At 68.1% G+C, this 14,720-nt stretch carries 13 protein-coding genes; 10 read left to right on the forward strand and 3 right to left on the reverse strand.

Annotation, left to right across the window (positions count from 1 at the left end; genetic code table 11):
* Positions 1 to 70: 70 nt before the first annotated feature.
* From ftsW to ftsZ, 7 genes are all read left to right on the forward strand, one after another.
* Entirely contained in the window at positions 71 to 1,252 is a 1,182-nt protein-coding gene (ftsW, locus tag ACS5PN_RS20140) for a putative lipid II flippase FtsW (RefSeq protein WP_439466380.1), read from the forward strand.
* Positions 1,249 to 2,334, forward strand: a complete 1,086-nt coding sequence (murG, locus tag ACS5PN_RS20145) for an undecaprenyldiphospho-muramoylpentapeptide beta-N-acetylglucosaminyltransferase (RefSeq protein ID WP_439465800.1) — start codon at positions 1,249 to 1,251, stop codon at positions 2,332 to 2,334. Before ftsW ends, murG begins: the two co-directional genes overlap by 4 nt.
* Positions 2,331 to 3,722, forward strand: a complete 1,392-nt coding sequence (murC, locus tag ACS5PN_RS20150; RefSeq protein ID WP_439465801.1) for a UDP-N-acetylmuramate--L-alanine ligase — start codon at positions 2,331 to 2,333, stop codon at positions 3,720 to 3,722. The genes murG and murC overlap by 4 nt, the downstream gene beginning before the upstream one ends.
* Positions 3,719 to 4,693, forward strand: a complete 975-nt coding sequence (locus ACS5PN_RS20155; protein ID WP_439465802.1) for a D-alanine--D-alanine ligase — start codon at positions 3,719 to 3,721, stop codon at positions 4,691 to 4,693. Before murC ends, ACS5PN_RS20155 begins: the two co-directional genes overlap by 4 nt.
* A 148-nt stretch (positions 4,694 to 4,841) precedes the next feature.
* On the forward strand, positions 4,842 to 5,666 hold the full coding sequence (locus tag ACS5PN_RS20160; protein ID WP_439465803.1) for a cell division protein FtsQ/DivIB: 825 nt from the start codon (positions 4,842 to 4,844) through the stop codon (positions 5,664 to 5,666).
* 8 nt (positions 5,667 to 5,674) lie between these two features.
* Entirely contained in the window at positions 5,675 to 6,904 is a 1,230-nt protein-coding gene (gene ftsA / locus ACS5PN_RS20165) for a cell division protein FtsA (RefSeq protein WP_057296799.1), read from the forward strand.
* Between the two features lie 91 nt (positions 6,905 to 6,995).
* The gene (ftsZ, locus tag ACS5PN_RS20170; RefSeq protein WP_439465804.1) at positions 6,996 to 8,237 is read left to right on the forward strand and encodes a cell division protein FtsZ; all 1,242 of its coding nucleotides are present in this window, start codon (positions 6,996 to 6,998) and stop codon (positions 8,235 to 8,237) included.
* Between the two features lie 58 nt (positions 8,238 to 8,295).
* Here the strand turns inward: ftsZ and ACS5PN_RS20175 are convergent, their stop codons facing one another.
* The 3 genes from ACS5PN_RS20175 to ACS5PN_RS20185 are packed head-to-tail and all read right to left on the reverse strand — an operon-like array spanning position 8,296 to position 11,018.
* Positions 8,296 to 9,480 carry a Bcr/CflA family efflux MFS transporter gene (locus ACS5PN_RS20175; RefSeq protein WP_439465805.1) on the reverse strand — a complete coding sequence of 395 codons (1,185 nt, stop codon included), beginning with the start codon at positions 9,478 to 9,480 and terminating at the stop codon, positions 8,296 to 8,298.
* Positions 9,477 to 10,301, reverse strand: coding sequence for an alpha/beta fold hydrolase (locus ACS5PN_RS20180; protein ID WP_439465806.1), 825 nt, complete (start codon positions 10,299 to 10,301; stop codon positions 9,477 to 9,479). Before ACS5PN_RS20180 ends, ACS5PN_RS20175 begins: the two co-directional genes overlap by 4 nt.
* A 21-nt stretch (positions 10,302 to 10,322) precedes the next feature.
* Complete coding sequence (locus tag ACS5PN_RS20185) at positions 10,323 to 11,018, reverse strand: SDR family oxidoreductase (RefSeq protein ID WP_439465807.1); 696 nt, start codon at positions 11,016 to 11,018, stop codon at positions 10,323 to 10,325.
* 111 nt (positions 11,019 to 11,129) lie between these two features.
* Here ACS5PN_RS20185 and ACS5PN_RS20190 point away from each other — a divergent pair, with 111 nt between their 5' ends.
* From ACS5PN_RS20190 to lpxC, 3 genes are all read left to right on the forward strand, one after another.
* The gene (locus ACS5PN_RS20190; RefSeq protein ID WP_439465808.1) at positions 11,130 to 11,693 is read left to right on the forward strand and encodes a TetR/AcrR family transcriptional regulator; all 564 of its coding nucleotides are present in this window, start codon (positions 11,130 to 11,132) and stop codon (positions 11,691 to 11,693) included.
* Positions 11,694 to 11,795: 102 nt separating this feature from the next.
* Entirely contained in the window at positions 11,796 to 13,760 is a 1,965-nt protein-coding gene (locus tag ACS5PN_RS20195; RefSeq protein WP_439465809.1) for an ATP-binding protein, read from the forward strand.
* Between the two features lie 18 nt (positions 13,761 to 13,778).
* A complete protein-coding gene (gene lpxC, locus ACS5PN_RS20200) occupies positions 13,779 to 14,714 on the forward strand; it encodes a UDP-3-O-acyl-N-acetylglucosamine deacetylase (protein ID WP_439465810.1) in 936 nt (311 codons plus the stop codon).
* Positions 14,715 to 14,720: the final 6 nt, after the last annotated feature.

Raw genomic sequence — 14,720 nt, forward strand, 5'->3', positions numbered from 1 at the left:
CGCGGTGCTGGGCGGATTCACCACCAAGCTGCAGTCGCTGTGGAAGCGCGACGGCGGTGAAGACGCCAGCGTGCCGGTGCGCGACTGGGTGTCGACCTCGGCCGGCCGCCCGACCCAGCTGCAGGGCTTTGACATCACCCTGGTCTGGGTCGTGCTCGCGCTGATGGCCTTCGGCCTGCTGATGGTCTATTCGGCCTCCATCGCGCTGCCGGACAACCCGCGCTTCGCCAAATACCTGCCGACGCACTTCCTGACGCGCCACATGATCGCCATCGGCTTCGCGCTGGTGGCGGGCCTCGTCACCGTGCAGATCCCCGTTGCCATCTGGGAGCGCTGGGCGCCCTGGGTCTTTGTCGCGGCGCTGGTGCTGCTGGTCGCGGTGCTGATTCCCGGCGTCGGCAAGGTCGTCTATGGCGCGCGGCGCTGGATCCCGCTGGGCGTCATGAATTTCCAGCCCAGCGAGCTGGCCAAGTTCGGCATCGCGCTGTATGCGGCCAACTACATGATGCGCAAGATGGACGCGCGGGAGAACTTCTTCCAGGCCGTCACGCCCATGGCCATCTCGCTGGCCTTTGTCGGCCTGCTGCTGCTGGCCGAACCCGACATGGGCGCCTTCATGGTCATCGCGGCCATCGCGATGGGCATCCTCTTCCTGGGCGGCGTCAACGGCCGCATGTTCCTGCTGATCACGCTGGTGCTGGTTGGTGCCTTCACGCTGATGATCACCTTCAGCGAGTTCCGTCGCGAGCGCATCTTTGCCTACCTGAATCCCTGGGACGAGAAGTACGCCCAGGGCAAGGCCTACCAGCTGACGCACAGCCTGATCGCCTTCGGCCGCGGCGAGTGGCTGGGCCAGGGCCTGGGCGGCAGCGTCGAGAAGCTGCACTACCTGCCCGAAGCCCACACCGACTTCCTGCTGGCCGTCATCGGCGAAGAGCTTGGTTTTGCCGGCGTGGCCGTCGTCATCCTGGCCTTCTTCTGGCTGACCCGCCGCTGCTTCCTGATCGGCCGCCAGGCCATCGCGCTGGACCGCGTGTTCGCCGGCCTCTACGCGCAGGGCATCGGCATCTGGATGGGCGGCCAGGCCTTCATCAACATGGGCGTGAATCTCGGCGCGCTGCCGACCAAGGGGCTGACGCTGCCGCTGATGAGCTTTGGGGGGTCGGCGATCCTGATGAACTGCGTTGCTCTGGCCGTCGTCTTGAGAATTGACCTCGAGAACCGGCAAATGATGCGTGGGGGCCGGTCATGAGTGACAGGCACTTGGTCGTGATGGCCGCCGGCACGGGCGGCCACGTCATTCCCGGCCTGGCCGTGGCCGAAGAGATGCAGCGCCGCGGCTGGACGGTGTCGTGGATAGGCACGCCGGCCGGTATGGAAAACCGCCTGGTGCCGGCGCGCGGCATCGAGATCGATGCGCTGCCTTTCGCCGGCCTGCGCGGCAAGGGCCTGGGCCACACGCTGCGCGGCATCGTCGGCTTCTTCAAATCCCTGGGCGCCGCCAAGCGCGTCTATGACAAGCGCCGCGCGACAGCGGTGCTCGGCATGGGCGGCTATGTCTGCGTGCCGGCTGGCCTGTCGGCCGTCCTGAGTGGCCGGCCGCTGATGCTGGTCAACGCCGACGCGGCGATGCTGAAGAGCAATCTCGCCCTGAAGCCTTTTGCGCGCCGGATCGCCTTCGGCTTCGACGGTGCCGCAGCGGCTTCGACCGCGGGCGCCGTCGTCAGCGGCAATCCGGTGCGCGCCGAGATCGAAGCCCTGCCGGCACCGGCCGAGCGCTTCGCCGATCCCGATCGCGTCCAGGGTCCGCTGCGCCTGCTGGTGCTGGGCGGCTCGCTGGGCGCGCGCGCACTCAACCAGACGCTGCCGCAGGCGCTCGCGCTGTGGCCCGAGGGCCAGCGCCCCCAGGTGCTGCATCAGTCCGGCCAGGACCACCTCGGCGCAGTCTGGCAGGCCTATACCGATGCCGGTCTGTCGGCCGAGGTGCGCCCCTTCATCGACGACATGGCGGCGGCCCTGGCCTGGGCCGATGTCGTCGTCTGCCGCGCCGGTGCCATCACGGTCAGCGAACTCTGCGCGGCCGGCTGCGCCGCGGTGCTGGTGCCTCTGGTCGTCAGCACCACCTCGCACCAGCGCGACAACGCCGTCTTCATGGCCCAGCACGGCGCGGCCATCCACCTGCCGCAGACCGAGCTGACGCCGGCCAAGCTGCATGAACTGCTGTGCGGCCTGGACCGCGGTGCGCTGCTCGCCATGGGCGAGAAGGCCCGCTCCCTGGCCCGCCCCCGCGCGGCCGCCCGCGTGGCCGACGAGATCGAAGGAATGTTGAAGTGAAGCACGCCGTACAGCGTTTGCACTTTGTGGGCATCGGCGGTGCCGGCATGAGCGGCATTGCCGAGATCCTTCACAACCTGGGCTTCACGGTCAGCGGCTCGGACGCGGCCGAGAGCGCAACGACCGAGCGTCTGCGTTCGCTGGGCCTGCGCGTCGAGATCGGCCATGCGGCCCCGCATATCGGCGACGCGCAAGCCCTGGTCACCAGCACCGCCGTCGCTGCCGACAACCCCGAGGTGCAGGCCGCTCGCGGCCGCCAGATCCCGGTGGTGCCGCGCGCTGTCATGCTGGCCGAGCTGATGCGCCTGCGCCGCGGCATCGCGATTGCCGGCACGCATGGCAAGACGACGACGACGTCCCTCGTCACCGCCATCCTCGTCGAGGCTGGCCTGGACCCGACCTTCGTCATCGGTGGCAAGCTCAATGCCGCCGGTGCCAATTCGCGGCTGGGCCGCGGCGAGTTCATCGTCGTCGAGGCCGACGAGAGCGATGCCTCCTTCCTGAAGCTCAGCCCCGTGCTGTCCGTCGTCACCAACATCGACGAGGACCACATGGACACCTATGGGCACTCGGTCGAGAAGCTGCACGATGCTTTCGTCGAGTTCCTGCACCGCATGCCCTTCTACGGTGCGGCGGTGGTCTGTGCCGACGACCCGGGCGTGCGCGCCATCCTCGGCCGCATCGAGCGGCCCGTCGTCAGCTACGGCTTGAGCGAAGGCGTCAGCGTGCGGGCCGTCAACGTGCAGGCTCTGGCCGGTGCGCAGATGCGCTTCATCTGCCAGCGCGAGGAGGCGGTCGACCTGGATGTGCTGCTCAACCTGGCCGGCGAGCACAACGTGCGCAATGCGCTGGCCGCCATCGCCATCGCGATGGAGCTGGATTGCCCGGACGAGGCCATCCAGAAAGGCCTGGCTCATTTTTCCGGCGTGGGTCGCCGCTTCGAGAAGCATGGTGAATGGCCGGCGGCCGATGGCGGTCGCTTCGAACTGGTGGACGACTACGGCCACCACCCGGTCGAGATGGCCGCCGTGCTGGCCGCCGCGCGCGGCGCCTATCCGGGCCGACGCCTGGTGCTGGCCTTCCAGCCGCACCGCTACACGCGCACACGGGACTGCTTCGCCGATTTCGTCAAGGTCATGAAGGGCGCCGACGTGGTGCTGCTGACCGAGGTCTATTCGGCCGGCGAAGCGCGCATCGAAGGCGCGACCGGCGCCGCGCTGGCCCAGGCCGTCGGCACCTCGAACTTCGTGGCCGGCGTCGCCGACATGCCGGCCGCGCTGGCCCGGCTGACGCGCGATGGCGATGTTGTCATCGGCATGGGCGCCGGCTCGATGAGCACGCTGCCGCGCCTCGTCGCCCAACACTTCTCGCAAGGAGCGTCCGCATGACGAAGACGCCAATCGACCTGAACATCGACACCAAGTCCTTGGGCAAGGTGGCCGTGCTGTTCGGCGGCCACAGCGCCGAGCGGCCGGTGTCGCTGATGAGCGGCAATGGCGTGATGGCGGCGCTGACGTCTGCCGGTGTCGACGCCCATGCCTTCGATCCCGCCGAGCGTCCGCTGCAGGCGCTGAAGGACGAAGGCTTCGACCGCGCCTTCATCGCCCTGCACGGCCGTGGCGGTGAAGACGGCACGCTGCAGGGCGCCCTCGAATGGCTGGGCATCCCCTACACCGGCTCGGGCGTGACCGCCTCCGGCGTGGCCATGGACAAGACCATGACCAAGCGCGTCTGGGCCGCCGAAGGCCTGGTGACGCCGCAATACCTGGCCCTCACTCGCACCGAGCTGACGCGCGAACGCATCCGCACGATTCCCGATGAGCTGGGCCTGCCCGTCGTCGTCAAGCCGCCCCACGAGGGTTCGAGCATCGGCATCACCAAGGCAGTGGGCTATTCCGACATGCAGGGCGCCGTCGAACTGGCCCTGGGCTTCGATGACGAATTGCTGTTCGAGCAATGCATCGAAGGGCCGGAGATCACCTGCGCCGTGCTGGGTCAGGGCGCTGACGCCGTCGCCTTGCCGGTGGTCGAGATCCGCGCCGAAGGCGGCGACTACAGCTACGAGAACAAATACGTGTCCAACGACACCAAGTATCTGTTCGGCACCCTGCCGGCTGCCCTCGAGGCTGAGGTCCAGCAGATGGTGCTGAAGGCCTATCGCCTGCTCGGCTGCCGAGGCTGGGGCCGCGCCGACCTGATGCTGCGCAAGGCCGACATGAAGCCCTTCCTGCTGGAGATGAACACCAGCCCGGGCATGACCTCGCACTCGCTGGTGCCCAAGGCCGCGCAGGCCGTCGGCATCGACTACCCGCAGCTCTGCCTGTGGCTGCTGGCCCAAGCGAGGTTGGACAAGCAGTGAAACCCGCCGCCACCTCAGTGCGCTTGCGGGCCGAGCGCTGGGCCGCTCCCGAGCCGGCCCGCCGGGCGATGTGCATGCGGCTTGATGCCGCATGCATCGCCGTCCCCACGGGGGACCGACTGGCGTACTCGCCAGACGAGGGGCAAACATGAATGCCGCCGCCACCGCTGCGCTGCCGTCCGACGTCCGCCTGATGAATGCGGTGTCGGCGCTGCTCGTCGCCGCGTTGGTGGTGACGGCGGCCTGGGCGGCGTTGCGCTGGGTGGTGCGCCTGCCGGCGTTCAACTTCCGCGCCATCCAGGTCGAAGGCGATGTCAGCCGCAACAGCGTGGCCTCGCTGCGCGCCAACGCGCTGCCGCGCCTGCACGGCTCCTTTCTCAGCATGAATCTGAAGGACGGGCGCGCCGCCTTCGAGGCCGTGCCCTGGGTGCGCCACGCGCAACTGACGCGCATCTGGCCGATGCGGCTCAAGGTCGACCTGGAAGAGCACCGCGCCGCCGCCTATTGGGAAGCGCGTGTCGACGGTGCCGACTCGGCCAGCGAAGCCACGGCCGAGCGCGCCCTGGTCAACAGCTTTGGCGAAGTCTTCCAGGCCAATCTCGGCGATGTCGAGGACGAGACCCTGCCGGTGCTGGCAGGCCCGGCGCCGTCGGCGGCCGCCATGCTGCAAATGTGGCGGGCGCTGTCGCCGGCCGCCGAAAAGCTGGGCGAGGGCATCGATCGCCTGGACCTGTCCGGCCGCGGTTCCTGGCGTGCGACGCTGGGCAGCGGCGCCGTCATTGAATTGGGCCGCGGCAGCGAGGCCGAGGTCGTCGAGCGCTTCGGCCGTTTCGCCCAATCCATCACCCAGGTCACGGCGACCTACCGCAGCCCGCTGCTGTCGGCCGACCTGCGCCACGCCGACGGCTACGCGGTCAAGCTGCGCGGTGTGACGACCCAATCCACGGGTAAACCCGTAAATAGAAAACGTTGAGGACGGACATGGCCAAGGAATACAAGGATTTGGTCGTCGGGCTGGATATTGGGACCGCCAAGATCATGGCGGTCGTGGCCGAGGTTTTGCCGGGCGGGGATTTGCGCATTGCCGGCCTCGGTGTGGCGCCCTCTCACGGCCTCAAGCGCGGCGTTGTCGTCAATATCGACGCCACTGTGCAGTCCATCCAGCAGGCGCTCAAAGAGGCCGAAATGATGGCCGACTGCAAAATATCCCGGGTTTATACGGGGATCACCGGCAGCCATATCCGCGGCCAGAACTCCACCGGCATGGTCATCGTGCGCGACAAGGAGGTCACGCCGGTTGATGTGACCCGTGTCGTTGAAACCGCCAAGGCCATCAATATCCCAAATGACCAACGCCTGCTGCTGGTCGAACCGCAGGAATTCGTCATCGACGGCCACGAGGTCAAGGAACCCATCGGCATGAGCGGCGGCCGGCTGGAGGTCAAGGTCCATATCGTGACTGGCGCCCAAAGTGCGGCCGAAAACATCGTCAAATGCGTACGCCGCTGCGGTTTGGAGGTGGATCAGCTGGTTTTGAACCCAAGCGCTTCCAGCCATGCCGCCCTGACCGCCGACGAACGCGACCTGGGCGTGGCGCTGGTCGATATCGGCGCCGGTACGACCGACGTCGCGATATTCACCGGCGGGTCCATTCGCCATACCGCTGTCATTCCCATTGCCGGTGACCTGATCACCAGCGATATCGCGATGGCTCTGCGCACGCCTACCAAGGATGCCGAGGAAATCAAGGTCGAATATGGCGTCGCCAAGCAGTTGCTGGCCGACCCCTCCGACCAGGTGGAAGTGCCGGGCCTGGGCGACCGCAGCCCCAGGATGCTGTCCAAGCAGGCCCTGGCCGGCGTCATCGAACCGCGCGTCGAGGAAATCTTTTCACTCGTGCATCAGGTCATTCGCGAAAGCGGGTATGAGGAATTGCTGTCCAGCGGCATTGTGCTGACCGGCGGATCGGCCGTCATGCCGGGCATGGTGGAACTCGCCGAGGACATTTTCCTGAAACCCGTCCGCCGCGGCCTGCCCACCTATTCGGGGGCCCTTTACGACATGGTGGCCAACCCGCGTTCGGCGACCGTCATGGGGCTTCTGGAAGAGGCGCGACTGTCGCGCAGCCGGGGTTTCAAGGCCGCGCAGCAGGCGGGCTCGGTGCAAACCCTGCTCGGCCGGGTCAAGGATTGGTTCATGGGGAATTTTTGACCCCCCAGAACCAACACCAAACACGAAATATTTGTTTCAGCAACTGTTCATTTTTTGAGTGCCACGGCACAATTGCAGTAGGAGGTTTGATATGCCCATCGAGATGATCGAAGAGTTTGACCAAGGCACCCAAATCAAGGTGATCGGGGTCGGTGGCGGCGGTGGCAACGCCGTGGACCACATGATCGCCCAGGGCGTTCAAGGCGTTGAATTCATCTGCGCGAATACCGACGCGCAGGCACTGAACCGCTCCAAGGCCGATCAATTGCTGCAACTCGGCACCTCCGGTCTCGGCGCTGGCGCCAAACCCGAAATGGGCCGGGCCGCCGCTGAAGAAGCCGAAAGCCGCATTCGCGAATCCATCGCCGGCGCCAATATGCTGTTCATCACCGCCGGTATGGGCGGTGGTACCGGCACGGGTGCCGCGCCGGTGATTGCCCGCGTCGCCAAGGAAATGGGCATCCTGACGGTGGGCGTTGTCACCAAACCCTTCGATTTCGAAGGCGGCCGGCGCGCCAAGGCGGCCGATGCCGGCCTGACCGAACTCGAAGCCAATGTCGACTCGCTGATCGTCGTGCTGAACGACAAGCTGCTTGACGTGCTGGGCGACGACGTCACGCAGGATCAGGCCTTTGCACATGCCAATGACGTGCTGAAGAATGCCGTTGGCGGCATTTCAGACATCATCCACATTCCCGGCCTGGTCAACGTCGACTTCGAAGACGTCAAGACGGTGATGAGCGAACCCGGCAAGGCCATGATGGGCACGGCGCAAGCCACCGGCCCGGACCGTGCCGCCAAGGCCGCCGAAGCCGCTGTGGCCTGCCCGCTGCTGGAAGGCATCGACCTCTCCGGCGCCCGAGGCGTGCTGGTGCTGATCGCCGCCGGCCGCAGCAACTTCAAGCTCAGCGAGTCGCGCAACGCGATGAACGCCATCAAGCGTTATGCGTCTGACGAAGCGCATGTCATCTTCGGTACCGCCTACGACGAAAGTCTGGGTGACGCGCTGCGCGTGACCGTCATCGCTACCGGCTTGACGGCCGGCCGTGCCCGCCAGCAGGCTCCGCTGCAGGTCGTGCAGACCCAGCAGGTGGTGCGAAACGGCACCGACGGCATGGCCATGCCCGTGCTGACGCAGGCTGTCTCCATGGCCACGCCGACGGCGCAGCAGGCCAATGTCGGCCTGGGCCTGGGTGATTTCGCCAACGCCAATGTGCCCAGCGTCTGGCGCCATGGCCGTTCGGGCAGCGCTGCCGCCAAGGTCGAGGCCCTGTCGTCCAACGGCATGGACGAGATCGAGATCCCGGCCTTCCTGCGCAAGCAAGCGGACTGATTCATCAGTCCCTGCTGATGGAGAAAGGGCGAGCCGCGAGGTTCGCCCTTTTGCTTTGTCAGGACGCAGTCGCCGTGGCAGCGGGTCTTGCTGCACTAGACAGCAAGGCGAGCAAGCCGCCGCTTGTCAGCACCAGAGCCAAGGCCACCATGCGTGCGCCCGGCAGCGTGGCTGCGGCCGTCGTCATGCAGGCAGCGGCTGCCATCTGCAGAAAGCCCAGCAGTGCCGAGGCCTGGCCCGCCTGAGACGCAAATGGCGTCAGCGCCAAGGCGGTGCCGGTGGGCGATACCAGGCCCATGCCGAACAGGAAGATGGCCACGGCGACTGCAAAGCCGGCCAGACCGGTCGCGCTGCCGACCAGCATCGTCAGGCCGCCCATTGCGGCAAGTGCGGCTCCCAGACGCAGCACGGCCGGGCCGCCCCAACGTGCCGCCCATCGCGGCGCGGTCTGGCCCGCTGCGAAGACGACCAACACCGAGGTCGCGAAGAACAGCCCGACCTGCAGGGCACTGAAGCCGAACTCGCGCGCCAGCACCAGCGGTGCGGTGCCGAAGAAGGCAAACAGGGCGCCGAGGATGGCGGCCGTCGCGAGCGCCGGTCGCATGAAGCGGGCGTCTCCGAGCAACTGCACATAACCGCGCGCCAGGGCGGCGGCCGGTTGATGACGCCTGCGCTCGACCGGCAGCGTTTCGCCGACGATGCGGGCATAGGTCGCCGCCAGCGTCAGCCCCGTCAGCACCAGCACGGCGAACAAGGCCCGCCAACCCCAGGCAGCCTGCACCAGGCCTCCCAGCAGCGGCGAGAAGCCCGGCGCCGCTGCCATGACAACCATGATGCGGCCGAGCAGGGCGGCGAGCTGCGGGCCTTCGAAGCGGTCACGCGCGGCAGCCCGCGCGAGCACCGAGGCCGCTGCAACGCCGACGGCCTGAAGCACGCGGCCCGTCAGCAGCCAGGGCAGCGAGGCGGCGGCGCCGCCGACCGCGCTGCCGATCACGAAGACGGCCAGCCCACCCAGCACCACGGGACGGCGGCCAACGCGATCCGACAGCGGCCCGACGATGAGCTGGGCGAAGGCGAACACGGCGAGGAAGACGCCGAGCACGGCCGCCGTCAGCGTCGCGGCGTCGCCCCCCAGTGCCTGCGCGATCACGGGCAGCGAGGGCAGCAGGATGTTGGTCGACAGCGTCGCCAGTGCCGACAGTGCGGCCAGCGTCAGCAGCCAGCGCAGCGGTACGGTGCTCACGAGGCGCGGCCGTCGGCAATGAAGGCGACGCCGCGTGCGATGACGCTGGCATCGGCCAGCAGGCGGCGATGGCCGAGGTCGTGCACAGGCTCGAGGCGCGACCCGGCCCATGCTGCGTGCAGGGCCTCGGACGCGGTGTAGGCGACGGTGCGGTCTGCCGGATCGTGGACGATCAGCCCCGGGTGGCGCAGGCCATGCTGCAGGCGCTCCAGGTCCACATAGGTGATGCGGGTGCCGATGAAACGCTCCACCCACCCGGCAAAGGCCGCAGCGTCCGACGGGCCCAGGCCATGAGCTGCGGCCAGGCCCTTGACCATCGGCGTCAGCGACGACGGCCCGGCCAGATGCACGCTGCGCCTGACCTGCCAGCCATGGGCAAAGGCCAGCAATGCCGCTGCCGAGCCCATCGAATGACCGATGACGCCATGCACCTCCTCGCCGATGTCGGCGACCACGGCGCGCAGGGCGCGGCCGGCATGCACGACGCTGGCCGCGTGGCCGGTCGAGTCGCCATGCGCCGGCAGGTCAAAGAGGGTGACCGAGAAGCCGGCCTCGATCAGCGGCCGCGCGAAGCCGAGCAGGTGGGCGCCGCGGCTGTTCCATCCATGCACCAGGACGACACGCGGCCCTGCGCCCAGCGTCCAGCGCGCCAGCTTGTAGCCTTCGTGGCGCAGCGGCGGCTCGGCATGGCCGGCCAGGGCGGCGCGCTCCTCGGCCGTCAGCGGCACGCGCTCCGGCGTCGAGAAGGCATGGCGGGCCGCGGCGAGATGGCCGTCGTCGTGCGCCTGCAGCGGCGCGGCCAGGGCAGGGGAGGTCAGCATGGCGGTTCTCCTGGCGATGCTTCAGCCGGCGTAGGCGGGCGTCGGCGTCGACAGGCTCTGCTTGACCTGGCGGCTGATGTCGTCGGCCAGCACCTCGAAGGCGCCGGCTTCCAGCTCGGCCAGGGCCAGGCGGGCAACTTCGGCGGGCGAGGACTTGGGCGCCTCGATGCCGCGCGTCATGTCAGTGTCCATATAGCCGACATGCAGGCTGGTCAGCTGCGTGCCCTGGGCCTTGAGCTCCTGGCGCAGGCCGTTGCTCAGAGCCCAGGCGGCGGCCTTGCTGGCGCTGTAGGGCGTGAGTCCCGGCAGCGTGACCCAGCTCAGCACCGACAGCACATTCAGCACCGCACCGCCGCCGTTGGCCTGCAGCACCGGTGCGAAGGCCTGGGTCAGGGCCCAGACGCCGAAGAAATTGGTGTCGAAATGGCGGCGCGCCGTGGCGATGGCGTCGTCTGCCAGCACGCCCGAGCCCTGGGAGATGCCGGCGTTGTTGATCAGCAGGGTCACATCGCTGCACCGCGCGGCCGCGGCGGCAACCTGGGCGGCGTCGGTCACGTCCAGGGCCACGGGCACGACGCCGGGCAGGTCGATGGAGGTGATGTCTCGCGCGGCGGCATAGACCTTGGCGGCGCCGGCGGCCAGCGCCGCTTCGGCAAAGGCCCGGCCCAGGCCGCGGTTGGCACCCGTGATGAAGACGACGGCGTTCTTGAGCTTCATGGCAATTCCTTCGCAATCCGTTTATTCATGTCGATCGACATGATTGAGTTAAATGTCGTTCAACATATAAAATTCGTCAAGTCGACATCCCGAAGCCCCCAGGAGACCGTCATGAAAGTCAGTCGCGCCCAGGCCGAAGAGAACCGCGAACGCATCCTCGACAGCGCTGCCCAGCTGTTTCGTGAGCGTGGCTTCGACGGCATCGGGCTGAACGACCTGATGCAGTCGGCCGGCCTGACGCGCGGCGGCTTCTACGGCCACTTCGAGTCCAAGGACGACCTGGCCGCCCAGGCCACGCGGCGCGCGCTGCAGGGCAACCGTGAGCAGTGGAAGAAGCAGACCGACCGCAGCCTGCAGGCCTGGGTCAAGGCCTATCTGTCCGACACGCATTGCAATCATCTCGGCGCGGGCTGTGGGCTGGTGGCGCTGGCAGGTGATGCAGCGCGCGGCGGGCCTGCCGTGAAGCAGGTCTTCGCCGAGGGCGTGGCCAACCTCGTGGCGACCCTGCAGGAGCAGATGCCTGCCGACGCGGCCCCGGAGCGCCGCGAGCAGGCCATGGCCATGCTGTCCACGCTGGTGGGCGCATTGCTGCTGTCCCGCGCGGTGGGCGACACCGGCCTGTCACGTGAGCTGCGCGACGCTGCGCACAAGCATCTGCCTGCGGGCGGCCGCTGAACGGTCGCAGCAGCAGGCACGAGCGGCGCCACCGCGTTGGGGCGGGGCTTGCCCCTGTGGCATGCTCGCGCCCCATGTCAATGCCTATGAGACATGGTGGGGATGCCTGAGTTCGGCCTGATGCTGCGCGGCTGGTTGCTTGCGTTGGTGATGCTGGCCGGTCTGCCTGCGCAGGCGCAGCGCCTGCCCCAGCCCAGCACGCGCATCGCCGGCGACGACTCGGCCCCCGTCCAGCTCGCCACCTCCACCTGGACGCGGGCCCAGCTCGATGCCTGGTGGGCCGCGTTGCGCCAGCACGGCGCCGTGGGCGGTGATCGCCTTGAACTGCCCCCTCAGCTGCTGCCGCCCGAGGCCGATGCGGCCTGGCAGCCCGTGGTCATGCCCGATGTGCGCGCCCGCCCGGGCGCCGCCGTGGTCAGCGATGCGCGCGGCTACGAGATGCGCTGGTACCGGGTGCACGTGCCTCCCGGTGGCGACGAGACCACGGCCCTGTATTTGCCCCGCCTCGTCACCCTGTCGGCCGCCGTGTTGGCGCGCACCGAGAGTGGCTGGCAGCTGTTGCTGGACAACCAGCATGCCGAGCGCGAGCAGTGGGTGCAGCCCATCTGGCTGCCCCTGCCGGGCATCGGCGCCCAAGGCATGGACCTCGTCGTGGCGCTGCCGGTGCCGGCAGGCAGCTACCACGCCGTGTCGCGTATCTGGGTCGGTCCGCGTGACTCGCTGGAAAAGCGCTGGCTGTGGCGGGTGCGCGCCCAGACCGGCCTGCCCCAGGCCGTCAGCCTGACGCTGGCGGTGCTGGGCATGTTCGCGCTGACGCTGTGGCTGCGCCGGCCCGACGAAGGCATCTATGGCCTCTTCGCCCTTGGCGCCGCGGCGTGGATGGTGCGCAATCTGCACTACTACGTCAGCCTGCCGGTCTCGCCCGCGGGCCAGGACTGGTTCTGGTGGGCCACCCATGCCTCCATGGGCTGGGTCATGCTGACGGCGCTGCTGTTCGCACTGCGCTTTGCGAGCCGGCGCACGCCCTGGCTGGAATGGGCGCTGACCGCCAGCGTGGTCCTGGTCAGCTTGATCAGCATGCCGTTGTGGCTGCGTCAGCTGGACATGGTCGTCATGCAGTACGCGGTGACAGCCGCGGTCGCCGCCATCGGCACGGCCTGGGTCGCCTGGCTGGCCTGGCGTGAACACCGCAGCGAGCTGCGCATCATGGCCGTCGCGTTGATCACCGGCGTCGTCATCGGCGCGCATGATCTTGCCGTGCTGGCCGGCTGGGCTTGGCCCGAGCATTTCTTCCTGATGCCTTTCGCGACGCTGGCCGTCATGGTCAGCTTCCTGCATGCGGTGCAGCGGCGCTATGTCGGCGCCGTCGAACAGGTGCAGGCCGAGAACAGCCAGCTGCAGGAGGACCTGGACGAGCAGGTCTCGGTGCTGCAGATGCAGAACGCCCAGCTGCGCGAGGCCGAACGTCAGCAGGCCCTGCTGCTGGAGCGCCAGCGCATCATGGCCGACATGCACGACGGCCTGGGTTCCTCGCTGCTGTCGGCCCTGGTGGCCATGGAGCAGGGCAGCATGTCCCATGAGCAATGCGTGGAGGTGCTGCGCGAATGCGTGGACGACCTGCGCCTGGTCATCGACTCGCTGGAGCCGGTCGGCCACGATCTGGTGTCGCTGCTGGCAACCATGCGCTACCGCCTGGGCAAGCGACTGCAGATCGGCGGCCTCAAGCTCGACTGGGACGTGCAGGACCTGCCGCCGTTGCCCTGGCTGGAGCCGCCCGATGCGCTGCACGTGCTGCGCCTGATGCAGGAGGCGCTGAACAATGTGCTCAAGCACGCCCAGGCCAGCCGGGTGCGCATGGTCACCCGCCACCACGGCAGCTATGTCGAGATCCGCGTCGAGGACGATGGCGCCGGCTTCGACCTGCAGAACATCCAGCATGGCCGCGGGCTGAAGAGCCAGATCAAGCGCGCCCAGCGCCTGGGCGGCAAGTTGCGCGTCGACTCCGCGCCGGGCATGGGCACGCGCCTGTCGCTCCGATTGCCCGTGGAGCGCAAAGGCGAGGCCTGATCCGGGACAATCGAGCCCATGGTCAAGCAACGCACCCTGAAGTCGATCACGCGCGCCGTCGGCGTCGGCATCCACAGCGGCCAGAAGGTCGAGCTGACGCTGCGCCCGGCGCCGGTCGACACCGGCATCGTGTTCCGCCGTGTCGACCTGTGCCCGCCGGTCGACATCCCGGTCGGCGTCATGTCGGTCAGCGACACCCGCATGGCGACCACCATCAGCCCCGATGGTGACCCGGGCGGTCCCAAGGTGCAGACCATCGAGCATCTGCTGTCGGCCTGCGCCGGCCTGGGCCTGGACAACCTCATCATCGACATCAATGCCGACGAGGTGCCCGTGCTGGACGGCTCGGCCGCCGCCTTTGTCTTCCTGCTGCAATCGGCCGGCATCGTCATGCAGGACGCGCCCAAGCGCTTTCTGCGCGTGAAGAAGGCCGTGGAAGTGCGCCAGGGCGAGGGCAAGAAGCTGATGTGGGCCAAGCTGGAGCCCCATCATGGCTACACGCTGAGCTTCGAGATCGAGTTCGACAACCCGGCCGTGGCCGCCACCGGCAGCAGCTTCGTCTTCGACATGGGCTCAGGCACCTACAAGAAGGAAATCGCCCGCGCCCGCACCTTCGGCATGACGGCCGACATCGACCTGATGCGCTCGCGCGGCCTCACCTTGGGCGGCTCCATGGACAACGCCATCGTGGTCGACGACTACAAGGTGCTGAATGCCGACGGACTCCGCTACGACGACGAGTTCGTCAAGCACAAGATCCTGGATGCCATCGGTGACATGCAGGTCGCCGGCATGCCGCTGCTGGCGGCCTACACCTCCTTCAAGGGCGGCCACGCGCTGAACAACAAGTTGCTGCGGGCGCTGCTGGCCGACGAGTCCGCCTACGAGGTCGTCAGCTTCGATGACGACCGTGCCGCGCCCAAGGGCTTTGCGGAGCTGGCGCCTGCCTGGTGATGTGAG

It is taken from the genome of Roseateles sp. NT4, assembly GCF_051857475.1.
In the GTDB taxonomy this organism is placed as follows: domain Bacteria; phylum Pseudomonadota; class Gammaproteobacteria; order Burkholderiales; family Burkholderiaceae_C; genus Pelomonas.